Source organism: Pseudoalteromonas sp. APC 3250 (assembly GCF_030407915.1).
Classification (GTDB): domain Bacteria; phylum Pseudomonadota; class Gammaproteobacteria; order Enterobacterales; family Alteromonadaceae; genus Pseudoalteromonas; species Pseudoalteromonas tetraodonis.
In genome coordinates this window covers 1-25,198 of sequence record NZ_JASDCM010000029.1, presented here as the reverse complement: position 1 = coordinate 25,198, position 25,198 = coordinate 1, and the positions used below count along the sequence as shown (strand labels likewise).

The 25,198-nt window shown below is 39.9% G+C and carries 27 protein-coding genes; 20 read left to right on the top strand and 7 right to left on the bottom strand.

Annotated features, from left to right (window positions below; all coding sequences use genetic code 11):
• Positions 1-824: 824 nt before the first annotated feature.
• A complete protein-coding gene (locus tag QL986_RS18365; protein ID WP_024601514.1) occupies positions 825-2,363 on the bottom strand; it encodes a phosphoenolpyruvate carboxykinase in 1,539 nt (512 codons plus the stop codon).
• Positions 2,364-2,501: 138 nt separating this feature from the next.
• On the opposite strand from QL986_RS18365, the gene QL986_RS18360 reads away from it, so the two are divergent.
• The gene (locus QL986_RS18360; RefSeq protein WP_013464244.1) at positions 2,502-2,630 is read left to right on the top strand and encodes a hypothetical protein; all 129 of its coding nucleotides are present in this window, start codon (positions 2,502-2,504) and stop codon (positions 2,628-2,630) included.
• On the opposite strand, the gene hslO is transcribed toward QL986_RS18360, so the two are convergent.
• Together hslO and hslR are read right to left on the bottom strand one after the other, a co-directional pair.
• A complete protein-coding gene (gene hslO, locus QL986_RS18355; RefSeq protein WP_013464245.1) occupies positions 2,627-3,472 on the bottom strand; it encodes an Hsp33 family molecular chaperone HslO in 846 nt (281 codons plus the stop codon). The genes QL986_RS18360 and hslO overlap by 4 nt on opposite strands.
• Positions 3,473-3,484: 12 nt before the next feature.
• Positions 3,485-3,907, bottom strand: coding sequence for a ribosome-associated heat shock protein Hsp15 (hslR, locus tag QL986_RS18350; RefSeq protein ID WP_013464246.1), 423 nt, complete (start codon positions 3,905-3,907; stop codon positions 3,485-3,487).
• A 201-nt stretch (positions 3,908-4,108) separates the two neighbouring features.
• On the opposite strand from hslR, the gene gspC reads away from it, so the two are divergent.
• From gspC to QL986_RS18285, 13 genes are all read left to right on the top strand, one after another.
• Positions 4,109-5,053 (top strand): type II secretion system protein GspC, encoded by a 945-nt coding sequence (gspC, locus tag QL986_RS18345; RefSeq protein ID WP_013464247.1) that lies wholly within the window; start codon positions 4,109-4,111, stop codon positions 5,051-5,053.
• A gap of 23 nt (positions 5,054-5,076) precedes the next feature.
• Positions 5,077-7,143, top strand: a complete 2,067-nt coding sequence (gene gspD / locus QL986_RS18340) for a type II secretion system secretin GspD (protein WP_016900322.1) — start codon at positions 5,077-5,079, stop codon at positions 7,141-7,143.
• Positions 7,136-8,701 carry a type II secretion system ATPase GspE gene (gene gspE, locus QL986_RS18335; RefSeq protein WP_024601513.1) on the top strand — a complete coding sequence of 522 codons (1,566 nt, stop codon included), beginning with the start codon at positions 7,136-7,138 and terminating at the stop codon, positions 8,699-8,701. The genes gspD and gspE overlap by 8 nt, the downstream gene beginning before the upstream one ends.
• Positions 8,702-8,703: 2 nt before the next feature.
• The gene (gspF, locus tag QL986_RS18330; RefSeq protein ID WP_024601512.1) at positions 8,704-9,939 is read left to right on the top strand and encodes a type II secretion system inner membrane protein GspF; all 1,236 of its coding nucleotides are present in this window, start codon (positions 8,704-8,706) and stop codon (positions 9,937-9,939) included.
• 69 nt (positions 9,940-10,008) lie between these two features.
• Complete coding sequence (gene gspG, locus QL986_RS18325; RefSeq protein WP_016900325.1) at positions 10,009-10,431, top strand: type II secretion system major pseudopilin GspG; 423 nt, start codon at positions 10,009-10,011, stop codon at positions 10,429-10,431.
• Between the two features lie 49 nt (positions 10,432-10,480).
• Entirely contained in the window at positions 10,481-11,068 is a 588-nt protein-coding gene (locus QL986_RS18320; protein WP_013464252.1) for a prepilin-type N-terminal cleavage/methylation domain-containing protein, read from the top strand.
• Positions 11,068-11,442, top strand: coding sequence for a type II secretion system minor pseudopilin GspI (gspI, locus tag QL986_RS18315; protein WP_024601511.1), 375 nt, complete (start codon positions 11,068-11,070; stop codon positions 11,440-11,442). Before QL986_RS18320 ends, gspI begins: the two co-directional genes overlap by 1 nt.
• Positions 11,443-12,108 carry a type II secretion system minor pseudopilin GspJ gene (gspJ, locus tag QL986_RS18310; RefSeq protein ID WP_013464254.1) on the top strand — a complete coding sequence of 222 codons (666 nt, stop codon included), beginning with the start codon at positions 11,443-11,445 and terminating at the stop codon, positions 12,106-12,108. It begins immediately after the preceding gene.
• A complete protein-coding gene (gspK, locus tag QL986_RS18305) occupies positions 12,108-13,094 on the top strand; it encodes a type II secretion system minor pseudopilin GspK (protein ID WP_013464255.1) in 987 nt (328 codons plus the stop codon). Before gspJ ends, gspK begins: the two co-directional genes overlap by 1 nt.
• Positions 13,091-14,299 (top strand): type II secretion system protein GspL, encoded by a 1,209-nt coding sequence (gspL, locus tag QL986_RS18300; protein WP_013464256.1) that lies wholly within the window; start codon positions 13,091-13,093, stop codon positions 14,297-14,299. Before gspK ends, gspL begins: the two co-directional genes overlap by 4 nt.
• Complete coding sequence (locus QL986_RS18295; RefSeq protein WP_013464257.1) at positions 14,296-14,769, top strand: type II secretion system protein M; 474 nt, start codon at positions 14,296-14,298, stop codon at positions 14,767-14,769. The genes gspL and QL986_RS18295 overlap by 4 nt, the downstream gene beginning before the upstream one ends.
• A gap of 3 nt (positions 14,770-14,772) precedes the next feature.
• Positions 14,773-15,531: a type II secretion system protein N gene (locus tag QL986_RS18290; RefSeq protein ID WP_024601510.1), complete on the top strand. Its 759-nt coding sequence runs from the start codon at positions 14,773-14,775 to the stop codon at positions 15,529-15,531.
• 22 nt (positions 15,532-15,553) lie between these two features.
• Complete coding sequence (locus tag QL986_RS18285; RefSeq protein WP_024601509.1) at positions 15,554-16,141, top strand: UPF0149 family protein; 588 nt, start codon at positions 15,554-15,556, stop codon at positions 16,139-16,141.
• Between the two features lie 12 nt (positions 16,142-16,153).
• Here the strand turns inward: QL986_RS18285 and QL986_RS18280 are convergent, their stop codons facing one another.
• Both QL986_RS18280 and QL986_RS18275 read right to left on the bottom strand, forming a co-directional pair.
• Positions 16,154-16,360, bottom strand: coding sequence for a hypothetical protein (locus QL986_RS18280; protein ID WP_013464260.1), 207 nt, complete (start codon positions 16,358-16,360; stop codon positions 16,154-16,156).
• Positions 16,360-16,719, bottom strand: coding sequence for a hypothetical protein (locus tag QL986_RS18275; protein ID WP_013464261.1), 360 nt, complete (start codon positions 16,717-16,719; stop codon positions 16,360-16,362). The genes QL986_RS18280 and QL986_RS18275 overlap by 1 nt, the downstream gene beginning before the upstream one ends.
• Before the next feature lie 282 nt (positions 16,720-17,001).
• Between QL986_RS18275 and ccoG the strand changes: the two genes are divergently transcribed.
• The 4 genes from ccoG (at position 17,002) to QL986_RS18255 (ending at position 20,802) form a co-directional block, all read left to right on the top strand.
• A complete protein-coding gene (gene ccoG / locus QL986_RS18270; RefSeq protein WP_013464262.1) occupies positions 17,002-18,432 on the top strand; it encodes a cytochrome c oxidase accessory protein CcoG in 1,431 nt (476 codons plus the stop codon).
• 78 nt (positions 18,433-18,510) lie between these two features.
• Complete coding sequence (locus QL986_RS18265; RefSeq protein WP_013464263.1) at positions 18,511-19,485, top strand: serine/threonine protein kinase; 975 nt, start codon at positions 18,511-18,513, stop codon at positions 19,483-19,485.
• Between the two features lie 35 nt (positions 19,486-19,520).
• Positions 19,521-20,144, top strand: coding sequence for a thiol:disulfide interchange protein DsbA/DsbL (locus QL986_RS18260; RefSeq protein ID WP_024601508.1), 624 nt, complete (start codon positions 19,521-19,523; stop codon positions 20,142-20,144).
• 19 nt (positions 20,145-20,163) lie between these two features.
• A complete protein-coding gene (locus QL986_RS18255; RefSeq protein WP_024601507.1) occupies positions 20,164-20,802 on the top strand; it encodes a thiol:disulfide interchange protein DsbA/DsbL in 639 nt (212 codons plus the stop codon).
• A gap of 40 nt (positions 20,803-20,842) precedes the next feature.
• Here QL986_RS18255 and trmA read toward each other — a convergent pair whose 3' ends face one another.
• Positions 20,843-21,940 (bottom strand): tRNA (uridine(54)-C5)-methyltransferase TrmA, encoded by a 1,098-nt coding sequence (trmA, locus tag QL986_RS18250; RefSeq protein ID WP_024601506.1) that lies wholly within the window; start codon positions 21,938-21,940, stop codon positions 20,843-20,845.
• 164 nt (positions 21,941-22,104) lie between these two features.
• On the opposite strand from trmA, the gene QL986_RS18245 reads away from it, so the two are divergent.
• Complete coding sequence (locus tag QL986_RS18245) at positions 22,105-23,229, top strand: DUF5610 domain-containing protein (protein WP_024601505.1); 1,125 nt, start codon at positions 22,105-22,107, stop codon at positions 23,227-23,229.
• Positions 23,230-23,295: 66 nt separating this feature from the next.
• Positions 23,296-24,084, top strand: a complete 789-nt coding sequence (gene murI, locus QL986_RS18240) for a glutamate racemase (protein WP_024601504.1) — start codon at positions 23,296-23,298, stop codon at positions 24,082-24,084.
• Here murI and QL986_RS18235 read toward each other — a convergent pair.
• Complete coding sequence (locus tag QL986_RS18235; protein ID WP_013464268.1) at positions 24,047-24,526, bottom strand: RNA-binding protein; 480 nt, start codon at positions 24,524-24,526, stop codon at positions 24,047-24,049. The two genes, murI and QL986_RS18235, sit on opposite strands and share 38 nt — an antisense overlap.
• Between the last annotated feature and the right edge of the window lie 672 nt (positions 24,527-25,198).

Sequence of the window (25,198 nt, the reverse complement as noted above, 5' to 3'; positions counted from 1 at the left end):
AAGTAAAAATATTAGCTATCAGCCGTCAGCTATCAGCTGCACAGCGTTAACTTGACCACTGTATCATGGGTTGAGTATCTCGAAACCTATGGGTAAAAGAATGCGACGACCACCTCAGAGCCTAATACATACTCTACCGCTGTGGGCACTACGACATTACCATGGCTCCAAATTTAGAAAGCCCGACTAGCAATCGTCGGGCTTTTTACGTACGCAGGAATGACACACTAAAGGCCTGTGGTGATAGATGTTATACCAATTCGCTTAATTAAGCGGTCTATTTTGAGGTAGTAAAAACGGGTTGATAGCTAGGCAAAAAATTCGCTATTTAGTTGTTCTAAATGAGAATTTTTTAACACAGATAGAGACACGTTTAGCCCCGCAAAATGATTGAGTATTATTGCGGATTGGTATTATGTAAAATGCTAAAGGAGTTCAGCGATTAAGCCCAACGTGATTACTTAGCACTGTGTACAATACTAATCTACTTTGCTGGTGAAGTCATAGTCGTGTGTGAGCCTGAATATAGAAGGGGAAGCGTGTATTTCACATCGCTATCAAGTCTAAAGTACGCATATATTGCTAGCCTAAATATATAATGTTTAAACGAATCAGCTACGGTTTTTTTAAGGCCTTATAAGATCGCTGTATGCATATAGAAAAACTTATTTAAGCTGGGCTGAAAAGTGACTATGGTCTTTATTTTAGCTATTAGATGATTTTGCAGAATATATTATAGAAATGATATTTATTGAGTAAAAACAAGTAGGATCAAAAACGCCAACTCAAGGTTGGCGTTTTAATTATGAGGCTAAAGGTGATTATTAAACTTTAGGGCCTGCATTTTTAATTTCTTCAGATACGTCGTATTTTGCGAAATTTTCTGTGAAATCAGCGGCTAGTTTAGCTGCATATTCAGCATACTTAGCTTTGTCTTCCCATGTATTGATTGGGTTAAGTAGCTTACTATCTACGCCTGGTACTGCAACTGGTACGTCTAGATTTAGCACGTCAATGTGTTGAGTTTCAACACCTGCTAATTTTCCAGATACGATTGCGTCAACAACAGCACGTGTTGTTGGAATATCGAAACGCTTACCAATACCGTAAGGACCCCCTGTCCAGCCTGTATTAACTAGGTAAACTTTAGCGCCGAACTCACGTACACGCTTCATTAGAAGTTCTGCGTAGACACCTGCAGGACGTGGGAAGAAAGGTGCGCCAAAACAGGTTGAAAATGTAGATTCGATGTCACTGGTAGAGCCAATTTCTGTAGAGCCTACTTTTGCAGTGTAACCACTTAAGAAGTGGAATGCTGCAGCTTCTTCGGTTAGTACAGATACTGGAGGAAGGACACCACTTACATCACATGTTAAGAATACAACCGCTTTAGGCTCGCCTGCACGATTTTCAACTTTGCGTTTTTCAACATGCTCCAGTGGGTAAGCTGCACGGCTATTTTGAGTTAGGCTGGTATCATTAAAATCAGGAACGCGATTTTCATCAAGTACGACATTTTCTAAGATGGTTCCAAAACGGATAGCATCCCAAATAACGGGTTCGTTCTTTTGTGAAAGGTCGATACATTTAGCGTAACAACCACCTTCGATATTAAATACGCTACCAGGTGCCCAACCATGCTCGTCATCACCGATTAAGAAGCGAGTTGGATCGGCTGATAACGTTGTTTTACCTGTACCAGATAAACCAAAGAATAACGCAGAATCGCCTGCTTCGCCTACGTTAGCAGAACAGTGCATTGGTAATACACCTTTCGCTGGTAGTAGGAAGTTTTGCACAGAGAACATCGATTTTTTCATTTCACCCGCGTAGCGCATGCCAGCAAGTAACACCTTACGTTGTGCAAAGTTAATAATAACTGTGCCATCGCTATTGGTACCATCGCGTTCTGGATCACATACAAACGAAGGTACATTCATTACTTGCCACTGAGGGAAGTCTGCTTTGTTGTATGATTCTGGTTGGATGAACATGTTTTTAGCGAAGATATGGTGCCAAGCAGTTTCTGTTGTTACAACCACTGGAAGATAGTGCTCTGGATCAGCGCCAACTTCAAGGTGAGAGATAAAGTGGTCATTGCTTTGCACATGTGCTTCTACACGTGCCCATAACGCGTCAAACTTATCTGCATCGAATGGGCGATTTACATTACCCCATTGGATTTCATTTTCAGTACTTGATTCTTGAACAATAAAACGATCTTTTGGAGAACGACCGGTACGACGACCAGTGTTAGCTACAAAAGCACCATTGGCGGCTAAAGTCCCTTCGCCACGGCTGATAGCGTGTTCGACAAGTTCAGCTGCAGTTAGATCGACAAAACGGGTAGCGCTTGAAGTCATGTTTATACCTAAATTGTGTGAGATTGAACGGGATAGCTCTGGGTCTTAGTAACCTTTAAGCTGCAATTATAGTAACAGATGGATTAAGGATATTCGAGCTTATAAACACCGTAAAAACATATAAATTAAGGAAAAAACATGAATAATTTCAATGATACCGGTGTCATGAAAAATGCTCAGCTTGTGATACCGGTGTCATTTTTTAGGCACAAAAAAGCCATAAAAAATTATGGCTATTTTGTGCTGTGTTTTATAAAAGTAGATTAGTTAAATATACTTTTTATATCTTGCTCGTTAAACACATAATCTTTTAAACAGTAATGGCAGCTAATTTTAATCTCACCATTTTTTTCAACATCGTCCAAAAGCGCTTGTTGGCCAACATTAACTAAAGCCGTCATCGTTTTTTCGCGGTTACAGCCACATTTAAATTGAATTGGTTGAGGATCAAATACTCGCGGATTATCTTCATGATAAAGACGCGTTAAAATAGTATTGGCATCGAGCTCTAATAGCTCTTCATCTTTAATGGTATTGCTGAGTGCTTCTAAGTGAGCAAAATCTTCAATCGACTTTTGTTTATCAACAGGTAGCACTTGTAAAAATAGCCCACATGCTTTGGCGCTTCCCTCTGTGGTGTCGGTTGCAAACCAAAGGCGCGTTTTTAATTGTTCAGATTGCTCAAAATAGCTTTCTATACATTCACTTAAGGTATCATGCTCTAAAGGCACTATACCTTGGTAACGCTCCCCTTGCGTTGGAGTAATAGTGATAACCATGTAACCTTGGCCTATAAGCTCTCTAACTGTTGACCCTGTCACTTCACTTTGAAGTCGTGCTATGCCACGCATATTTTGTTGGTCGTCACCGTTAATAACGGCATATTTTACCGGCCCATCACCTTGTAGTTGAACGGCAATTTCGCCTTCAAACTTTAATGTTGCTGTTAATAAACAGGTTGCAACAAGCAGCTCACCTAGTAATGCTTTAACGGGCTCTGGGTAATTGTGTTTAGCAATCATTTCATTGTAAGCGTTGTCTATTTGTACGAGTTCGCCACGAACATCGAGATTGTCGAATAAATAGCGATGAAGTAAATCTTGTTGCATGAGCGGCTATACCTAACTTGATTTCATTTTTAAAAGTTCGCGTCTTTGCTTTTTATCAGGCTTTTTAACCGGATGAGGTGCAAAGAAGCTGTTATTTTTGCGTGCGATAGTATTTTCTTCACGCTTAGCAATACTTGCATCAGATTCTTGATACAAGGTCTGTGCAATGGGGGCGCTTTGGCGCTTTTCAAGTATATTTAATACTGTGACAGTTTTTTCATCAACGCCTTGGGCTAGCTTTATAACTGCGCCAATTTCTACAATTTTGCTGGCCTTACTACGTTGACCATTATAATGTACTTTGCCGCCTTGTACCATTTCGCGTGCTATTGCTCGCGTCTTATAAAATCGAGCAGCCCATAACCATTTATCTAACCTGACTTTAAGTTCGCTCGAGTTTTCTGAGTTGTCGTTGAGTTTAGCTTTCTTTGTCATGGAACATCTCTAGTAAATTCGGTTATTAGCTAAATTACCATGAAATAGGTATGCCATGAAGTTATAGCTTGATTCTGTAACTAATGAGGAAGATAAATTAATCTGTTTACAAAGTTTAATATTAGCGTGCTTGTTGAATGAAAAATGAAAAGGTACTATGGCTAGGTGATTTCGCTATAAATTAAAATAAGAACACTACTTATGGAACAGCACGTTCAACAATTTAAACTGCTATTAAACCGTTTGCCACACGCTAAATTAAGCGTGTTAGTTATGGTTTTAGTTATTGTTTATATTGCATTTTTGTCATCAAAGCTCGTTTGGCTTTTATGGCCGCACCCAGTAACAACTCCTCTTGCTCCCAGTAGCTACTCTAGTCAAGTCACGGGCGGCAATAACCAGTCTGTCGATTCGATTATTGGGCAATTTTTATTTGGTAAAGTAAATGTAACAAAAAACACCAATACTGCCCCCCAAGCCAAAGTTATTAATAATGCCCCTGAAACGCGCTTAAGTATAAATTTAACCGGTATTGTTGCTGTGAGTAATGATGATAAAGCGGGGATGGCCATTATTGAATCGCAAGGTCGCCAGGCGAGTTACTTAGTTGAAGATGTTATTCAAGGGACACGTGCAAAGGTATCGCAAATACTCCCAGACCGCGTCATTTTAGATGTAAGCGGCCGCTTTGAAACCTTAATGCTTGATGGGCTCGACTTTACCAAAACGGTGTCTATGCCGGTACTAGCCGCGCGAGATGAGCCTGAGATGGGGCCGTTAGCACCTTCATCGCAAAGTGAAGAGCAGATAGATGCGACTGCCAACCTTGAAGTAAAAGAAGCATTAATAGAAACCCGCGAAGAGCTTTTAGAAGAGCCTGGTAAATTATTTGATTACATACGTGTTGCCCAAGCTATGAATGATGGGGAACTTATAGGTTACCGTTTGAGTCCAGGTAAAGAGCCTGAATTATTTAAACAAATGGGATTACAAAATAACGATTTGGCCGTGGCAATTAACGGCTATCAATTAACTGATTTAAAACAGGCTATGGCAGCAATGAATGAGCTGCGAAATAGTACCGATGCAACTATCACCATAGAGCGTGATGGTGAGCAAATCGATGTGCTTTTTAGTCTGCAATAACTTAGCTTTGGAGTTTTAACATAATGGTTCAGGTGCTACACCTCAAAAAAATTAAAAAAGGGTTAGCTAAGTATGCGGCACTTTTTTTAGCGGCAAGTCTCTCTATGTCGGTTGCTGCTGTTGAATATGCTGCTAACTTTAAGGGCACAGATATTAATGAGTTTATTAATATTGTGGGCAAAAACCTTAATAAAACCATCATTATTGATCCTAACGTGCGTGGCAAAGTTAATGTGCGCAGTTATGAGTTAATGGATGAGGCACTTTATTATCAATTCTTTTTAAATGTATTAGAAGTTTACGGCTATTCAGCTGTTGAAATGGATAACAACATTATAAAAATAGAAAAAAGTTCAGATGCTAAAAAATCCAATGTACCGTTAATTACAACGGACAGCGATGCAGCTGGCGATATGATGATCACTCGGGTTGTGCGAGTTAAAAATGTCAGCGTTCAAGAATTAGGCCCTTTGGTTCGCCAGTTTAGTGACCAAAAAGATGGTGGGCATGTTGCTAACTTTAATGCCGCTAACGTGATGATGCTAACAGGACACGCAGCCTCAGTTAATCGTTTGGTAGAAATTATTCGCTCCGTTGACCAAGCGGGTGATAAGCGCGTTGATATTGTAAAACTTAAATATGCAACAGCTGATGATGTGGTATCGGTAGTTGATAATATTTATAAAGACAGTGGCAAGGGCAGCGTTCCTGAGTTTTTAATTCCTAAAGTTGTGGCTGATGGCCGAACTAATAGCGTGATTGTGAGTGGTGAAGGTCAAGCTCGTACCCGCGCCATTGAGCTTATTAAACGTCTCGACGGCGAACTTGAAAGCCAAGGTAATACCAAAGTATTTTACCTAAACTACGCAAAGGCAGAAGATTTAGTCAAAGTACTTCAAGGTGTGAGTAAATCGCTGGCAGAGGATTCAAAAGGCGGAGCAACCAACAATGCGCGTAGTAGTAATAGAAACGACACGAGTATTGAAGCACATCCTGATTCAAATTCTTTAGTGATCACCGCTCAGCCAGATACGATGCGTTCACTTGAATCGGTTATTGAGCGTTTAGATATTCGCCGTGCACAAGTATTAGTAGAAGCCATTATTATTGAAGTGATGGAAGGTGATGGCGTTAACTTTGGCCTGCAATGGATTTCAGAGCAAGGTGGGATGCTACAATTTAATAATGGTACAACAGTACCTGTTGGTTCGTTAGCCGTAGCGGCAGAACAAGCCCGTGATAAAACGGTGACTAAAAATATCATTGGTACTGAATCAGGTACTGTCACCAAATATGATGAAACAACTGAAGGTGACTACGGCCCACTAGCCTCATTACTCGGTGGTATTAATGGCTTAGCCATGGGGGTAATTAAAAATGACTGGGGCGCAATTGTTCAAGCGGTTTCAACCGACACTAATTCGAATATTCTAGCGACTCCATCTATTACTACAATGGATAACGAAGAAGCATCTATTTTAGTTGGTCAAGAAGTGCCAATCATTACTGGTTCGCAAACAGGTAGTAACAACGAAAATCCATTTCAAACGGTTGAGCGCCAAGAGGTGGGTATTAAACTTAAAGTAACCCCTCAAATTAATGATGGTTCAGCGGTGCAGTTGACCATAGAGCAAGAAGTTTCAAGTGTTAGTGGCGCAACAGCAGTCGATATTTCGGTGAACAAGCGCGCAATTAAAACTACTGTAATGGCCGATGATGGCGGTATGGTGGTATTGGGCGGCTTGATTGATGAAGATGTACAAGAGAGCGTTTCAAAAGTGCCACTATTAGGCGACATTCCTATTTTAGGCCACTTGTTTAAGTCAACTAATACAACAAAGCGAAAACGTAATCTAATCGTGTTTATTAGACCGACCATTATTCGCGATGGCGTTAGTATGAATAAGCTCAGCTTTAGTAAATATAACTTTATTCGCGGTGAGCAATTTAAAAAGCGTGAAGATGGCATTAACTTAATGCCAATGTCTGATACGCCTATTTTACCTGAGTGGAATGACGAATTAGTGTTACCACCTACGTACGAAGAGCATTTACGCAAACAAAATGCACAAGAGCGTAACAATGACTAATGCGATAGAAGATATTAATCAAGACGTTGTTCATCCAGCTGCACATAACAACGATGAAATGCTTGAACAAGAGGATTTAATTGAGCTGCCTGCAAAGCGTTTGCCGTTTTCATATGCAAGGCGGGTGGGTGCGTTACTTAGTAAACATAAGGATAACCGAGTTGTTTACTACCGTGGCGAGTTGGATATTGATGTATTGCTAGAAGTGCGCCGCATTGCAGGACATGGCTTCACACTAGAGCAACTAGAAGATGATAAATTTGAGTTATTACTAGAAGCATCGTATCAACGTGACAGCTCAGAAACTCAGCAAATGATGGAAGACATTGGTAACGAGGTTGATTTATTCTCGCTGGCTGATGAGCTTCCTCAAACTGAAGATTTACTTGCTGGTGATGACGACGCGCCTATTATCAAACTCATTAATGCCATGTTGAGTGAGGCGATTAAGGAAGGCGCATCTGATATCCACATTGAAACGTTTGAACAAGAACTGGTTATTCGTTTTCGAGTGGATGGTGTACTCAAAGAAGTTTTAAAACCTAATCGTAAATTAGCCTCTTTGCTGGTATCGCGTATTAAAGTAATGGCCAAACTCGATATTGCAGAAAAACGTATACCGCAAGATGGCCGTATTAGTTTACGTATTGCAGGGCGTGCAGTAGATGTGCGTGTATCGACTATGCCATCGAGCTTTGGTGAGCGAGTCGTATTGCGTTTGCTTGATAAAAACAATGCGCGTTTAAACCTTGAAGATTTAGGCATGACCGCGAAAAACCGAGAGCTATTTGCTGATTTAATTAGTAAGCCTCACGGTATAATCTTAGTTACAGGCCCTACAGGCTCTGGTAAAAGTACCACGCTTTATGCAGGTATGAGCCAAATTAACTCGCGGGATCGCAATATTTTAACGGTTGAAGATCCAATCGAGTACGAAATTCCTGGCATTGGCCAAACACAGGTTAATACCAAGGTTGATATGACTTTTGCCCGTGGCCTACGCGCTATTTTACGTCAAGATCCTGATGTAGTTATGGTCGGTGAAATACGAGATTTAGAAACAGCCCAAATTGGTGTGCAAGCATCGCTGACTGGTCACTTAGTTATGTCTACATTGCATACTAATACCGCCTCAGGTGCAATTACCCGTATGGAAGATATGGGTGTTGAGCCATTCTTATTATCGTCATCATTACTCGGCGTATTGTCACAGCGCTTAGTACGTACCTTATGCAATAGCTGTAAAGAAGGGCATATTGCAGATGAGCGTGAATGTGAATTACTCGGCGTACCGTTTGATAATGCTCCGACGATTTACCGCGCGGTAGGGTGTGAAGAGTGTAACTTTAACGGTTATCGTGGTCGTACAGGTATTCACGAATTATTAGTCGTTGATGAAACTATTCGTGAAATGATCCACAGCGGTAAAGGTGAGCAAAGCGTAGAGAAATATATTCGTAAACGCAGCCCAAGTATTCGTCAAGATGGCTGCAGCCGCGTACTTGCGGGTAAAACAACGCTTGAAGAAGTATTACGCGTAACCCGTGAGGAAGGCTAACAATGGCGGCGTTTGAATACCGTGCATTAGATGGCCGGGGAAAAGAAAAAAAAGGAATTTTAGAAGCGGATACAGCAAAGCAAGTTCGCCAACTTTTACGCGATCAAAAGCTAACCCCCCTCGAGGTCGTGCCAGCTGCTCAAGATGATAAACAAGTTCGAGGTCAAAAAGCGCCATTATTAGGCTCTTTATTTAAGCCGACAATATCAACGTCAGATCTTGCTTTGATTACACGTCAACTTGCGACCCTAATTCAGTCAGCCTTACCCGTTGAGGGTGCCGTGATGGCGGTTGCTGAGCAGTGTGAAAAACCACGGCTAAAACGTATGTTAATGTCTGTGCGCTCTAAAGTGGTGGAAGGGTATACGCTTGCTGATGGGATGAGTGAATTTCCGCATGTATTTGACGATTTATACCGTGCAATGGTGGCCGCAGGTGAAAAGTCAGGTCACTTAGATCAAGTACTTAACAGATTGGCTGATTACACCGAGCAACGCCAACATATGCGTAGCCAAATTACGCAAGCGATGGTGTATCCCATTATTTTGGTCGTGTTCGCTATTGGTATTGTTTCAGTATTATTAGGTACTGTGGTGCCTAAAATACTAAAAACGTTTGAAAAAACCAAACAAGTATTACCTTGGACAACCGAATGGGTCATGGCGGGTAGTCATTTTGTACAAAATTATTGGTTTGTTAGTTTATTAGCGATCACGGCGATTGCTATTGGAATTAAATACGCACTTAAAAAACCTAAAGTACGGTTTTGGTGGGATGCAAAAGTATTAAATATGCCAGGCATAGGTAAGGTTGCCAGAGGGATTAACACGGCGCGCTTTGCCCGTACATTAAGTATTTTATCGTCAAGCTCAGTGCCGCTACTTGAAGGAATGCGTATTTCAGGCGGGGTGTTGGTTAACGAAAAAATAAAGCAAGCAGTGGCTGATGCCGCAGAAAGAGTCAGTGAAGGGGCGAGTCTTCGTGCTTCACTACAGCAAACTAAGTTGTTTCCACCAATGATGCTACATATGATAGCCAGTGGTGAAAAGTCCGGTGAACTTGAGCAAATGTTAGAGCGTGCTGCTAACAATCAAGATCGCGAGTTTGAAAGTATGGTTAATGTGTCATTAAAATTATTGGAACCGGCAATGATTGCCTCTATGGCAGTGATTGTGCTTTTCATAGTAATGGCAATTTTGCAGCCAATTATGGCAATGAACAAGGCCGTAGGTCTTTAAGTATTTTTTATATTAATGATTTAAACAAATCATTTTTGCTTAGTGTTTTTAGAATAACGAGGTAATAACGTGAATAAACAATCAGGTTTTTCTTTATTAGAAGTCATGGTGGTACTGGTTATCATCGGGATGATCATGTCGATTGTGGCACCTAATATTATGGGCCAGCAAGAAGAAGCGGCTATTGATAAAGCGCATTTAGATATTCAGCAGTTAGAAGATGCTATGAGTTTGTACAAGCTTAAAAATAAAAGCTACCCAAGTACAGAGCAAGGTTTAGAGGCTTTAGTAACAAAAACCAGTATTGAGCCCATTCCAAAGCGTTTTCCTGATGGTGGTTTTATTAGCAAGTTACCAGAAGATCCATGGGGTAATAATTACCAATTAATCAGCCCTGGAGAAATAGGTAAATTTGATATCTTTTCGATGGGTCCAGATGGCGAACCAGCCACCGAAGATGACATTGGTAATTGGGATGAAGATAAGCAGTAATGACCAATAACTTTACCATGCACTTAAACATAATACATTGGGGCTTGCCATGCAGGTAAGCCCTAAGCACCTGAGTGCAAAGCATTATGGTTTTAGTTTAATAGAAATTTTAGTGGTATTGGTGATCATCGCCTTTGCCACCAAAATGGTGGTATACAGCTTAGATGGCGGCGCTGAAGAAGCGTTAGACAAGCAAGCAAATAGGCTGCATACCACCATTAATGCCGCATCGGAATTTGCGGTGCTTAATCAAATAGAATTAGGCCTTTTAGTTGAGCAAAATACGCTTGAATTTTTAGTTTTTGATGGCGAAAAATGGATTAGCTTTGATCGTGAAGCTTTATTTAAGCCAATTGAGATCGAACCTCAATTTAAATTAACACTTAATCTTGAAGACCTACCTTGGGCACAAGATAACTTACTAGAGCAGTCAAATTGGCGTGAGCTAATGAGTGGTAATAATGAAGACAGTTTATTAGAGCTTAAAAAGTTAAAAGTACCGCAAGTACTTATTTTATCCTCTGCCGATGTAAGTGCGTTTCAGCTCATGCTTGAATTAAAAGATCAGCCAGAGCCGGTGTACTTTATTGAAGGTAAATTTGCAGCCCCAGTCGATTTTCGTCGAGAGCCCCAATAATGAAAAAATACCACGGGTTTACATTATTAGAAGTCTTAGTTGCACTGAGTATTTGTGCCATGGCGGGTATTGCGGCAATGCAAGCAACCGGTGAGCATATTCATCACTTATCAAGTATTGAAGAACAAACGTATGGCTCATGGGTCGCTGAGAATGTATTGGTAGCACAACGAACGAAAGGCGAAAAATGGCAAGGTAAAAATGGTACCCGCGGCAGTGAGATGATGGCGGGTATTGAATGGTTTTGGCGCCAAGATGTTGTGCCCACTGCCGACAAGAGCTTTGTAAAAGTCACTATTAATGTGTTTACGGATGATAAGTACGAAAATTCAATTTATGAGTTAAGCACTTACTTAAATAAAGGTAAGCTTTAAGTGAAGCAGCGCGGTTTTACATTATTAGAAGTGATGGTGGCACTAGGTGTGTTGGCGTTTGTGATTATGGCCACCCACCAAATACTTGATACCACAACGCGAGCTAAACAAGCATCAGATGAAAAAATTGCTGAACTAAATGGGTTACAAACAGCCTTCAGGCTAATGGATCAAGACTTTAGCCAAATGACTAAACGCCAAGTGCGTAATGAAGCTGGAGATTTTCAAGAGGGATACTTACTTGCTGGACGCTACATTTTAGAAAGCCAGCTTGATGGTATTGCCTTTGTACGTGATGGTTGGATGAATCCCATTAACTTACTCCCTCGCTCAGAGTTACAAGCTGTTGGTTATCGCGTCATTGATGACAAGTTAGAACGCGTATATCGCATTTATGTCGATCAACTCGATAATATGGAGCCTCGTAGCCAAGTTATTTTAGCCGCAGTCGAAGAGCTTAAATTTGAGTTTTTAGATGGTAGCGGTAAGTGGCAAGAAGACTGGCAAATTAAGGCATTACCTAAAGCCGTTGCGGTAACTATAAAGCAAATGGATGCGGAGCCTATCAGGCGTGTGTTTTTAGTGCCAGGACTCGGTAAAGAGCTACCTAAACCAGTAACTGAGGGGACTAACCCGTCGCAACCTAATGGCCGGGGTACGCCTTGATGAACCAACAATCTTCGCGCGGCGCGGCTTTGGTTATTGTGTTATTTATTGTAGCGCTTGCAGCTATTTTAGCCGTTGAAATGAGTGCTAATTTAATGGTGCAAGTACAAAGAAGTACCAATTTACAAAGTCAGCAACAAGCGAAATGGTATGCCTATGGTGCTGAAGAGCTAGCAATTAAAGGTTTAATTCAAAGTAAAAAAGACGATCCTGAAAAAACCACATTAGCGCAGCCCTGGGCAAAGCAAGGCGATGTAAAGTACCCTGTTGAGAACGGCACTTTAAGCGGCCAGTTGACTGATTTACAAGCGTGTTTAAATTTAAACGCGCTTGGGGTTGAGCCAGACCCAAATAGCGGTAATAAAACTAACCCAGCACATAAAGCGTTGTTTGCTATTTTAGAAAATATAGATGATTTACCCAGTGATGAATCAGAAGAAGGGATGGCCGACAGTGTGTTTGATTGGCTTGATGAGAACAGTATAACCTATCGCTCTGGTGCCGAAGAGGGGGAGTATTTATCTCGTCAGTTTCCATATATGACGGCTAATAGCTTATTTGCATCGGTGTCTGAACTGCGTTTAATTAAAGGGTTTAATCCTTTGGTTATGGAAAAAGTGCTGCCTTTTGTCTGTGTGATCCCAGGTAGTACGTTACTTTCAATTAATGTTAATACAGTCACTGAAGAGCAAGCTTTATTGCTCAGTGGCCTAATAGACGAACTGAGTGTTTCGGGTGCTCAAGCGGTAATTGCAGCGCGACCTGAAAATGGCTTTGATAATATTGAAGAGTTTTTTGAGTCTGTTAAACAACAAGGCGGCAAAAATATCAAAGCAGTAGAAAAGCTTTTTAGTTTAAAAAGTGAATATTTTAAATTACAAACGCAGGCAAAATTTGTTGATTTGCGTTTTTCGATGACCACATTACTGTATGCCAGCAATGGCGAGGTAACGATACTGGCGCGAAAATTTGGAGGCGTACAGTGACAGAGATACTGTTGATCCGCACGGGTCAAACCGAACAAGACTTGCTTAACTGGTTAATATACTCACCACAAGAACAAGAAATAATAGCCAGTGGCGAGTTACAAAATGCCAGCCAGTTAAGTGAACTAACTGAAAAAGCATCAACCCGAGAGCTCGTGGTACTTTTACCATGTGACCAAGTGCAATTAAAAACGGTGATACTGCCAACTAAATGGAACCGTAAGCTAGAGCAAGCACTGCCTTATATGCTCGAAGAGGATATTGCCTGTGATATAGACGATATCTATATAGCGCTAGGGGAGCCGACAATGGTTGAAGCGCAGCATGCAATTAGGGTTGCGCTAATGAATCGCGATTGGTTTGAGCACTGGTTAGAGGTGTTTGAGCAACACCAGCTCACTGCTCATAAAATAGTGCCGGATGGCTTGTTATTGCCCAGTGCAGAAGAGCCTTGTGTAGCGGCAATTGAGCTCAACAAGCAATGGCTATTTAAAAAAGGTGACTGGCATATCGGTGCGGTTGAAAGCAGCTGGTTAAAGGAATATCTAACGGCTTTAGGTAACCCTGATATAAAACATTACAGCCCTGCAGAGCAATTTCCTGAAACGCTTACCTTGCATCCGCAAACCAGTGATTATGAGCTGCCGTTAGCATTATTTGCTAAGCAGTTAGATCAGCTTAAATTTAATTTGCGTCAAGGGCCTTACACGATTAAAAAGAAAACGGCTTTATGGTGGGGTTACTGGAAAAGTGCCACCATAATTAGTGTTATTGCTTTGCTATCGAGTGTGGCTATTAAAGCGGTTGAATTACATCAGCTTAATTCGCAGCTTGAGGTAGCTAAATCACAAGTAGTAGAGCGATTTCAAAAAGCCTTTCCAGGCACGCGGGTGCGCCCTCACTTAATTAAAAATCAAATACAGGGAGCACTGGATAAAGTGCAAGGTACGAGCGATGCTGGCTTTTTAGATTTAACCAGCAAGCTGGTGAGTGTATTTTCACAAGTGAGCGAATTTACACCGCAAACCTTACGTTTTGATAAGCGCCGTAATGAATTACGTATTCGTGCTCGTGCAAAAGACTTTCAAACCTTTGGTAAGGTTAAAGCCATTCTTGAGCAGCAAGGTGTGACTGTTGAGCAGGGGTCGTTAAATAATGATGGTGATTATATCGTCGGCGAAATTAGACTGCGAGGTGCACAATGAAACAGCAGTTCATGAAATATTGGGGTTCATTAAAAGAACAAGAGCAGCAGTTAATAATGGTTGCGGGTGGTGTATTTATTATTTTTGTTTTGGTAATGGGTATATTTAGACCCTTAAATACGGCAATAGAAAATGCGCAACAATCACAAATAAAACAACAAGAATTGCTAGCATGGGTAGACGACAGTATCGTTAAACTTAAAGCAGCAGGTAAAGCGCAAGCGGTGAGCAATCAAAACCTCAGCCAAATAGTGAATAATACGCGCGGTCGTTACAGCATTAATATTAGTAAAATGCAGCCAAATGATAATTCACTTCGTTTAACACTCGACTCAGTGGAGTTTAATCAATTAATCCAATGGATTGACGAGCTGGTTAATCAGCATGGTTTAAGCGTAGAAAATTTAGATTTAAGCCAAGATGATAAATCCGGTTATGTACGCGTTAGCCGTTTAGTATTAGAGAAGTAGTTAATGAAAAAAATAATAATTTTATCCATCGTTTTTGTAATTAGCTTTCTTGTTTTTAGCGTTATTAAATTGCCCGCTGCAGTGGCTTTAAATTTTGCTAAACCTTACTTACCTGCGCAGTTAGAGGTAGGGCAAACTTTTGGTACGCTATGGCAAGGTCAAATAATGCAGCTTCGCTTTCAAGGTGAACAGTTGAACAATGTACGTTGGGATATATCAGGCTGGTCAATCTTTAAAGCTCAAGTAAATACTAACTTACGTTTTGGTAATCCTCGCGAACGTGATGACATTTCTGGGTATGCAGATATTAGCTATTCTCTCACAAATGACGAACTTAAAATAACCGACACAGTAGTCCGATCAACGGTTGAGCGTGCTATGCAGCGCATTGATTTACCGTTACCGGTTACTGCTAAAGGACGCGTTATTTTAGAGCTCGATGAGTACGTTTCAGGCGCTCCTTATTGCCAATCATTACAAGGTGAAATAGCCAGCCCTGATATTGATGTGCAAGGGCTAACTGGCTGGTTTAATATAGGCGATTTAAGCGGTAAGTTAAGTTGTAAGTCGGGCGATGTAGCCATACTTATCGAGCCAAATAATAGATTAGGGTTAGAGGCTGATGCTACACTAAAAGCCAATTTTGATTTTAAAGTAGCGGGATATGTTAAACCTGATCTCACTTTACCGAAAGAAGTTCATGACGCGGTGAAGTTTTTAGGTAGACCAGATAACCAAGGTCGGTATCCACTTAAATTTTAATATTTTATAAAAAAGAGTTTTAATGCAAATACCTCAGTTTACTGAGCAGCACGCCAAACTGCTCAGCGAGTTTTTAACTACCCAGCCTGGCGCTATGAGCCTTATTCAAAGCCAAGGTTATTTATTTGGCACTATTTGTTCACCTGAGCCATTAGAAGTACATCAATGGTTAGAGCAAATTCTACCTAATACCGCGAATGACCTTGATGAAGACATGTTGTTTTTGTTTATGGCATTACATCACCAAGTAAGTGAACAAGTATTTGAACTTGGTTATAAGTTACCCGCTGAGTTTGACCTTGAGTTTTGTCAGCAGTGGTCTGCAGGTTTTTTAACTGCAAGCCAAACGTATACTCATAAGTTACTCCAGAGTGAGCAACTAGATATTCAATACAAGCAAGCGCTTGAAAGTGCACAGGCGACTCTTAGCTTTTTTGCATTAGATAAACCAACGATTGCACAGATTGCACAGCAAAATAATATCGATGAATTACATTTGTGTGCGCAGCAGTATGAATTAATGGGCGACTTTGCGTTAGGTTTTGCTGAACTTATAGAAATTGTCGCGCTTAATAGTGGTTTGTATACCGATGAAGGGTGGGATGAATAAGTAGGTAAAGCCTTAAGCGCCAATCTCTAATTCAATATCAGTGCAACCTTGTTTGCACTGTATTACTCCCTTACCAGGTTCGCTGGTGGCTAAATTTAACGTTAATACACCCTGGCAATGCTCACATTTAAGTGTTTTACCTTGTGCCAACTGCTTAAGCATAGTGCGGTGCTTGTGAAATGAGTTACTTGCTTTTTTATTTAATCCAGAAAAATCCATTATTTCACTCTCGCTTGCGCTAATGACTCTTTGATAATGCGACATACCGTTGTTAAACGTTCTGAATAAAAGTAGAGGTTTAGATCGCCTTGACGACAATAGCGTAGTTCAAACAACTTTACTGACTCATCATTGGTAAAGGTTTTATCAATATAGTCTTCTTCGGATCTTGAAAGTGCTAACTGTTTATTGATTTTGTTTCTTGTCATGGTTGCGACAGGAAAACGATCGACTTTAGTTGTGCTGCTTAACAAGCCTATACCATCACCGAGTAAGCGCTCACGAGGCTCTTTTACCAAGGGGTGATCAATGGTAAAAAATGCTAGGATCACAACCACTAGTATAAAAAATTTCTTCATAAATACACAAACCTTGATCCAAACAACACGTTAGTAGCCGGCAAGTGTAATAAAATACATCTTAAAAGCAAGTCACAAGTTGAATAAATTATTAGCAATCTAGTCAGTAATTTTAGCCAATATGCGTATAATAAGGGGAGTAATTAGATATTTCTGAAATATCTGAAAGTATACAAGTGCGACCTAAAGCGTATTATGTTTAGCATGTAAGTTGCTACACTTAGGCGAAAAGTACAAAAAGATTGCTGAATTTTTATTTCCTAGCGGCGTTGAGGAACTTCAATGGATAAGCAAATTAAAGTAAAAAACATACCAACAGAGGTTAAGATCCAAAAACCCGATCTGAGCCGTCAAGAAGATAGATTTAACCCACGCAACCGTATTTATGTGCGCGCTGTTTCAGGGCTCCATCAATTACTAAGACAACGTATTGGCTTTTTAGGCATGCTGGCGTTTATGTTATTGCCATGGATCAACTTTAACGGTCAACAAGCTGTTTTATTTGAGCTAATGGAGCAAAAATTTAATATTTTTGGCTTAACCCTGTGGCCACAAGATTTCACCATTCTTGCATTTATATTTATGCTAGCAGCGTTTGCCTTATTTCTGGTTACCACTTTTTATGGTCGAGTGTGGTGTGGCTATACATGTCCGCAAACAGTATGGACCTTCATTTTTATTTGGTTTGAAGAAAAGTTTGAGGGCAGCGCTAACCAACGTAAAAAGTTAGATCAACGGCCGATGGATTTTGACAAGTTCTGGCGTAAAACGGCTAAGCACACTAGTTGGGTATTATTTTCTTTATATACTGCGTTAACGTTTGTTGGTTACTTCACGCCTATTCGCGAACTACTGCCTGAATTTGTTACCTTTAATGTAGGCGGTTATGCCTTAGTTAGTATCATTGTATTTACTATTTGTACTTATGGTAACGCTGGGTGGATGCGAGAAATTATGTGTTTACATATATGCCCGTATTCACGTTTTCAGTCAGCAATGTTTGATAAAGACACCTTTACTGTAAGCTATGATGAAACTCGTGGTGAAAACCGAGGGCCACGTTCTCGTAAACAAGACCCTAAAGAGTTAGGTTTAGGTGACTGTATTGACTGTAACTTGTGTGTGCAGGTTTGCCCAACCGGGATTGATATTCGTAATGGTTTGCAATATGAGTGCATAAACTGTGGCGCTTGTATTGATGCCTGTGACGGCGTAATGGATAAAATGAATTACCCTCGAGGCCTTATCTCTTACACCACCGAGCGTAATTTAGAAACACCGGAGAATAAAACCCATCCGCTGCGTCCAAAGCTGATTGGTTACAGTGTTATTTTAATCTTACTTACCGGTGCGCTGGTTGCTAATATCGCCATGCGTAAAACCATGGACTTTGATATTATTCGCGACCGCAATCAGTTGTATCGTGTCGATTTTAATGGTTTAGTTGAAAACACCTATACCTTAAAAGTAATTAACAAAGCACAATACGAGCAAACATTCTCTATTGATGTAACAGGGTTAGATAATTATAAATACTTAGGTGATACTACCTTTACAGTAAACGCTGGTGAATCGCATAATGTACCGCTATCACTGGTAATGGATCCTTATGATTTAAAAGCGCCAATGACCGAGTTTAACTTTGTGTTGTCGCCAATAAACGAGCCCGATAATAAAATATCGCAGCCAAGCAACTTTTTTAAAGCGCGATAAAGAGTCTGTATTAAAAGACGAACACTGATATTAACAAAAAAGCGGGATATTCCCGCTTTTCTTTTATATAAGAAGTATATGAGTAAATTTAGCTTTATTGACTTAACCCCAGATCTTATTTTGGATGCCATAGAAAGCGTGGATATTTATGCTGAGTCAGGGTTGCTAGCGCTGAATAGCTACGAAAATCGGGTGTATCAATTTGTAGCCGAGGGTGCAAAGCGTTACGTTGTTAAGTTTTATCGGCCTGAGCGCTGGAGCAAAGCGCAAATTCAAGAGGAACATGATTTTGCTTTTGAACTGGCTGCCGCAGAAGTACCGGTGGTGGCGCCAATAAAGCATAATGGGCAAAGCTTATTTGAACACCAAGGGTATTTATTTACTTTATTCCCAAGTGTAGGCGGGCGTTTATTTGAAGTCGATAACTTAGATCAGCTTGATGTATTAGGGCGTTTAATTGGTCGCATGCACCAAGTAGCCAAAACGAAACCCTTTACCCAAAGACCCACCGTTACCTGTGATGAATATTTAGATACAGCTAAAGTTCATTTACAAAAAAGTAAGTTAGTCCCTATGGGATTAGAGACTTCCTTTTACACTATTTTAGATTTAGTCATTGCTCAAACTCAACAGCAATATAAAAATGTAGAAGGCATTCGCTTACATGGTGACTGCCATGCTGGTAATATCCTATGGGCAGGAGATGCATTAATGTTTGTTGATTTAGACGATAGCCGTCAAGGTCCTGCAATTCAAGATTTATGGATGATGCTCAGTGGCGATCGACAAACACAGCTGTTACAGTTAGACACTTTAGTGAATGCATATGAAGAGTTTTGCGATTTTGATCACTCACAACTTAAGCTGATCGAACCGCTTCGCGCTATGCGTATGATTCATTACATGGGGTGGGTTGCAAAACGTTGGAGTGATCCTGCTTTTGTACGGAACTTTTCATGGTTTGCAGATGACAAATACTGGGAGCAACAAATTTTAGCGCTTAAAGAGCAGTTTGCAGCTTTGCAAGAAGCCCCGTTAAAATTATTGCCATAATATTTTTATTTAAAAAGAAGTATAACGAGATATTCATGCTTAAAAAATTAAAACTAAGTTTACTGATCCTATGTTTACCTTTTGCAGCATTAGCTGCTAACTTTGAAGCGGGTAATCAATACACTGTAATTGATGTTGAAAAAAGTAAAACCCCGAATGTAACCGAGTTTTTCTCTTTCTATTGCCCACATTGTTTTAAATTTGAGCCGGTAGCCAAAGGGATTGCAGAAAACTTACCTGAAGGGGCTGAGTTTGTAAAAAATCATGTCAACTTTTTGGGAGGCGTTTCACCACAAGCGCAAAGTAATTTAAGCTTTGCTTACTTAATCGCAAAGAAACACGGTCAAGCTGAAGCGGTAACAGCGCAAATTTTTAAAAGCATTCATATACAACGTGCGCCATTAACTGAAATTAAAGACGTTAAAAAGTTATTAGAGCTTAATGCAATTGACAACGCGACATTTGATACCGACATCGCTAGTTTGCCTATCATAGCAGCTGAACGTGCCATGCAAGATAAGCAGAATAAATATTCTGAACTTGGTGCATTAACTGGCGTGCCTACATTTATCGTAAATGACAAATACAAAATCAATATTAATACAATCAAGAGCCAACAAGAACTTGATGAGTTAATTAGCTTTTTACTAAAACTATAATTTTTGGAGCACCACAATAATGATCAAATTAGTTAAAGCAGGGTTACTTGCTGTATTACTCCCTTTAGCTGCAACCAGTTTTGCTGCCACTTACGAAGAGGGCGTGCATTACGATGTCGTCTCTGATCGTGCAACCAGAAAACCAGAAGTAAAAGAGTTTTTCTCTTTTTACTGTCCTGCATGTAATAACATGGAACCACTGCTGGCCGAGATCAAACCTAAGCTAGATAAAAACGTAAAGTTTAAGAAAAGCCATGTAGATTTTGTGGGTGTACGTGACCCAGAACATCAAACCATGATCAGCCAAGCATTAGCTACAGCTGAAGTACTACCTCAAAAAGATAAAATTATTTCAGCGATGTTTGATCATATCCATGCAAAGCGCGCTCGTTTTAATGAGCTTGCAGATGTAAAAGATGTATTTTTAGCTCAAGGCGTAGATGGCGACAAGTTTGATAAATTATTTGAAAGCTTCTCGGTACGTACACTTAGCTCTAAAATGAAACGTGACCAAGATTACTTTAAAGGCAAAGGGGCACTTCGTGGCGTTCCTACGTTTATCGTTAATGGTAAATACAAGCTTAACTTAGGTGGTGAGTCAGGCATTTCAACGCCAGAAGATGTAAGCGCACTCATTAATTACTTAGCAAATAAATAAGTAGTTTGGTTAAATAAAAAAGCTCCTTAAGGAGCTTTTTTTATTTACGTTGTAAAAATACACCAGATTCAATATGGTGTGTGTAAGGGAACTGATCAAATATTGCAAAGCGCTTAACCTCATGGGTTTGCGTTAAGTGTTCAAGGTCACGCTCTAATGTGTCTGGGTTACATGAGATATAAATAATATTTTCATAATTAGCCACTAAGTCACACGTAAGCGTGTCCATGCCTGCTCTAGGCGGGTCGACTAAGATGGTTTGGCAGTTGTAACTACTCAAGTCAATGCCATCTAAGCGAGAGAAAGTACGCTCGCCTTTCATTGCCTGAGTAAACTCTTCGCTCGACATGCGAATAATATCTAAGTTAGTTACTTGGTTTTGAGCAATATTATATTGCGCTGAATGCACCGACGATTTTGATATTTCCGTCGCCAGCACTTTATTAAATAAACCAGCAAGTGCAATAGAAAAGTTTCCATTACCACAATACAGCTCTAGTAAATCATTGTTTAGTGGTTTACATAACTCTTGTGCCCACTCTAACATTTTAATATTGACCTTCGCATTAGGCTGAGTAAAGCTATTTTCTACCTGTTGATAGATTAACTCTTGGCCATTCACCATTAAGCGCTCAGTAACAAAGTCATCGCCCAATTTTTCTTTTTGCTTACGTGCACGGCCAATAAAGTCAATTTTGTACTGGCTACTTAGCTTTTCCTTTAAGGCATTGATCTCAGTTAACCAGTGTTCATCAAGTGGCTTGTGATATAGCAAGCTCACTAAAATTTCACCACTGAGGGTTGATAAATAATCTATTTGAAATAGCTTACGACGTAGTACTTCGCAGTCTTTTAAATTATCAATCATCACCTGCATAATTTCACCTACTAAAGGAGCTGCAGGGTCAAAGGTATCAACACGTATTTTATCTTTTGTTTGTTGATCAAACATAATATGAAACAGATCGTCACCATCGTGCCATACTCTAAATTCTGCACGTTGGCGGTAGTTAATGGGCTCAGAGCTAAATACTTCTAACTGTTTTACACCAAAACGTTGAAATTGCTCTGTAATACGCTGCTCTTTTTCATTTAATTGTGCATCGTACTGCGTGGTATCTATATTTATAACTGCCATTAACGGTATAACCTTATCGTTGAGATCTGTTTATCGGCGCTATTGTAGGGAGCGAAGCGTATTTGTCTAGTTTTGATCAAATATAGTGAGCTTTTTTTGAGCATTTTACTACAGTATAGGCTTACTTGGCCGATATAAGAGTAAGTCTAAATAGGAGTCTTCTCATGAAAATAGGTAACTTTAGTTTTGTTCCAAACAGTAATGCTAATAAATACAATACTAAACAAGCAATGCCACAGCCTAAAATAGACTCGCCACCAACTAGTTATCAGCAACGAGGAAAAGAACTGGCTGCTGCCGTATTAGGTGACAAAATGGCAAAAGAACTAGGTTTGCCGGTCGCTGAAACCAAAAAAGACAAACCACTGTTTGATTTTAATGAAGTCGTAAAAAATGTTTTAGACTTTGTTACAAGCTCGGTAAAAAAAGCCAAAGCCAATGGTGCCGATAACGACAAACTACAAGATATGCTAAATCAGGCACGTAAAGGAGTGCAGACGGGTGTTGATGAGGCTGTGGATGAATTAAAAGGCATGGGCGTATTTAATCAAGAACTTGAAGAGGGTATTGATAAGTCTAAAGAGGGTATCTTTAGTGGCCTCGATAAATTTGAGCAAAACTTATTTAACCCACAACCTGCAAGCGTAACTGTTAGTCAGGCGCAATATGTAAGTTTAAGCAATAGTGCTGATTATACATTTACCACAGCAGAAGGTGATGAGGTGAGTATTAGCTTTGCAGATGCTTACCAATCGCAATCATCTAGTCGCTATCAAAAAACAGATGATTCACAATCATTTAGTACGCAATTTTCTGAATCCCGTGAGCTCTCTTTCTCGATGTCAGTAAACGGTGAGCTTAATGAAGACGAGCAGCAAGCCATAAATGATTTAATGGCAGAGTTACAAGATGTCAGTAAAACCTTTTTCAGTGGCGATTTAGATAAAGCATTTGAACAAGCCCAAGAACTCAGTTTAGGGAATGAACAGCTGGTGGCATTCTCAATGGACTTACGTCAAAGCAAAACCGTTGCTGCCATTAAAGAGTATGAACAAATTAAGCCAACATCAGAAAAAGCCATTGCCGAAACTGTTGCCCCTTTTAATGATGATCTAAAATCGGCTTACTCTAAAGCGCAAACCCTAGGATTAGAAAGTCAGCTATCAGGTATCATTCAATGGCTAAATCAAGATCAACAAGAAATAGATAAACTGGTTGATTACACTAACACCATGTTTGAAAACTTAGATAAATTAAACGCCGCTACTGCAAAGCTAGGCACTGAGTAAAACTACTTTCTTTTACAAAAGCCACATGGCAAACTGCCGTTCTTAGTAAAGAGTAGGAATGGTAGTTTGTCAGCGCACATCATGGTATTTGATTCAGGTATAGGTGGAACCACCGTGCTTGAGCATATTCAGCAAAGCATTCCTCATGCTCAATATAGCTATTTTATGGATAATGCATTATTGCCCTATGGTGCACAGTCGCAACAAACCATCATTCATCGCCTATGTGGATTGATTCAATTTATTAAAGATGAGTCACTAAATGTCGACTTAATTGTTATAGCCTGCAATACCGCCTCAACATCAGCGTTAAGTTCTGTACGTCAAATTACCGATATTCCTATTGTTGGGGTAGTACCTGCAATTAAACCCGCAGCGCAATTAACGCAATCAAAGCATATAGGTTTATTGGCAACTCCCGCAACGGTATCAAGCCCGTATACTGATGCACTTATAAAAGAACATGCCTCATCGATAACCACAAGTTTATATAGTAGTGTTGAACTAGTTACTTTGGCAGAGACTCTCTTTTTTACCCAGCACTTAGATCTTGATAAGTTGCACACTGAGTTAGACCGATTAAATATTAATAACGATATAGATGTGCTGGTATTAGGCTGTACTCACTTTCCTATTTTAGCTAAACCAATTAGTGATTACTTTAATACGCAAGTACAGTTATTAGACTCTGGTGCGGCCATTGCTAAGCGAGTTAGTTCTTTACTCAAATTAAGTGATAATCAAGCAGGCATAAAAAAGCCGCTGCACTATTATGCAACGGCTGATGTATGTAGTGATAAACTAGCGGTTAAGCAAGTTACACTGTTTGATCCGACTCTGAACGATAAGAGTTAGAATCATCTTCTTGTTTTTGTTTTGCTTCACGTACTTTCAAAGTACGTTGTTGGAACTCACTATCGTTTAGCTTAGCAATTGCATTATCAGCATCTGCTTGTGCCATTTCAACAAAGCCAAAACCGCGACGCTTGCCAGTATTCTTATCTTTTAACAAACGAACGTTAAATACTTTGCCTTGCTCTTCAAATAAAGTACGCACTACACCTTCATTTGCACGATAAGGAAGATTGCCAACATAAAGTGTTTTTGTTTTTACTTCGGCTTCTTCTGTACTTACTGATGACATTGCAGCAATAACAAGTCCACCAATTAATAAACCGGCACCGAATAGAAGTGCAGGGTCTAATGCTAGGCTTGCAAGCGCAAACTTAACGATAACAAAACCAACAACAGCAAGAATAACTGCGAAGATAAAAGATTTTTGATCGGGTAATTTCATTTTTGATCTACCAATAAACAGGAAATAAACATTAATTTAACATTGTGAACTTGCTATCTTAACGTCTTAATTGAACATAGCAATGAAATTTATAGCAAATAGTTAATAAGAGTGTAAAAAACAACCGATAGTAAGGCGTTTCTTTACTATTTTAGCCTCGTTTGTTTGAAACTTGAGCAAACGGTAAAAAGATCTAAAAAAAAGGTTGATCTGTTTTCGGATCTCCCTATAATGCGACCCCACTGAGACGGGGAACGCCAACGCATAGCGAGGCATGAGCTACTCAGAGAGTTAAGTAAAACTTAAATTTAAATCGTCGAAAGAAAGTTTAAAATTAAGTGTTGACTCGAAAAATAAAGGATGTATTATACGCATCCCTAGCGACAACGTCGCAACGTTCTTTAACAATATAAAGCAATCATCTGTGTGGGCACTCGTACAGATTGAGTTCTAACAGCCAAGCTACTTAGGTAGTGAGGCAAACAAATTTAGAGTCTCAATTGAAACTGAGTGACCAACAGCAATAACTACTTAGGTAGGAATTGCAGCACAGTCAATTCAATATCGAAAGATATTAAATAAATTCAGAATTCATTGAGCTGTCGAAAGACATAAAACTTTTTAATTGAAGAGTTTGATCATGGCTCAGATTGAACGCTGGCGGCAGGCCTA

Coding starts and splice junctions, on each gene's coding strand:
- gspK (WP_013464255.1), top strand. CDS start 12,108: ATGAACCAACAATCTTCGCGCGGCGCGGCTTTGGTTATTGTGTTATTT.
- QL986_RS18275 (WP_013464261.1), bottom strand. CDS start 16,719: ATGAAGAAATTTTTTATACTAGTGGTTGTGATCCTAGCATTTTTTACC.
- QL986_RS18265 (WP_013464263.1), top strand. CDS start 18,511: ATGAGTAAATTTAGCTTTATTGACTTAACCCCAGATCTTATTTTGGAT.
- QL986_RS18360 (WP_013464244.1), top strand. CDS start 2,502: ATGAATAATTTCAATGATACCGGTGTCATGAAAAATGCTCAGCTTGTG.
- gspI (WP_024601511.1), top strand. CDS start 11,068: ATGAAAAAATACCACGGGTTTACATTATTAGAAGTCTTAGTTGCACTG.
- gspD (WP_016900322.1), top strand. CDS start 5,077: ATGGTTCAGGTGCTACACCTCAAAAAAATTAAAAAAGGGTTAGCTAAG.
- QL986_RS18295 (WP_013464257.1), top strand. CDS start 14,296: ATGAAACAGCAGTTCATGAAATATTGGGGTTCATTAAAAGAACAAGAG.
- gspC (WP_013464247.1), top strand. CDS start 4,109: ATGGAACAGCACGTTCAACAATTTAAACTGCTATTAAACCGTTTGCCA.
- QL986_RS18290 (WP_024601510.1), top strand. CDS start 14,773: ATGAAAAAAATAATAATTTTATCCATCGTTTTTGTAATTAGCTTTCTT.
- QL986_RS18255 (WP_024601507.1), top strand. CDS start 20,164: ATGATCAAATTAGTTAAAGCAGGGTTACTTGCTGTATTACTCCCTTTA.
- QL986_RS18280 (WP_013464260.1), bottom strand. CDS start 16,360: ATGGATTTTTCTGGATTAAATAAAAAAGCAAGTAACTCATTTCACAAG.
- trmA (WP_024601506.1), bottom strand. CDS start 21,940: ATGGCAGTTATAAATATAGATACCACGCAGTACGATGCACAATTAAAT.
- gspF (WP_024601512.1), top strand. CDS start 8,704: ATGGCGGCGTTTGAATACCGTGCATTAGATGGCCGGGGAAAAGAAAAA.
- QL986_RS18365 (WP_024601514.1), bottom strand. CDS start 2,363: ATGACTTCAAGCGCTACCCGTTTTGTCGATCTAACTGCAGCTGAACTT.
- QL986_RS18285 (WP_024601509.1), top strand. CDS start 15,554: ATGCAAATACCTCAGTTTACTGAGCAGCACGCCAAACTGCTCAGCGAG.
- QL986_RS18245 (WP_024601505.1), top strand. CDS start 22,105: ATGAAAATAGGTAACTTTAGTTTTGTTCCAAACAGTAATGCTAATAAA.
- hslR (WP_013464246.1), bottom strand. CDS start 3,907: ATGACAAAGAAAGCTAAACTCAACGACAACTCAGAAAACTCGAGCGAA.
- QL986_RS18235 (WP_013464268.1), bottom strand. CDS start 24,526: ATGAAATTACCCGATCAAAAATCTTTTATCTTCGCAGTTATTCTTGCT.
- hslO (WP_013464245.1), bottom strand. CDS start 3,472: ATGCAACAAGATTTACTTCATCGCTATTTATTCGACAATCTCGATGTT.
- QL986_RS18320 (WP_013464252.1), top strand. CDS start 10,481: ATGCAGGTAAGCCCTAAGCACCTGAGTGCAAAGCATTATGGTTTTAGT.
- gspE (WP_024601513.1), top strand. CDS start 7,136: ATGACTAATGCGATAGAAGATATTAATCAAGACGTTGTTCATCCAGCT.
- QL986_RS18260 (WP_024601508.1), top strand. CDS start 19,521: ATGCTTAAAAAATTAAAACTAAGTTTACTGATCCTATGTTTACCTTTT.
- ccoG (WP_013464262.1), top strand. CDS start 17,002: ATGGATAAGCAAATTAAAGTAAAAAACATACCAACAGAGGTTAAGATC.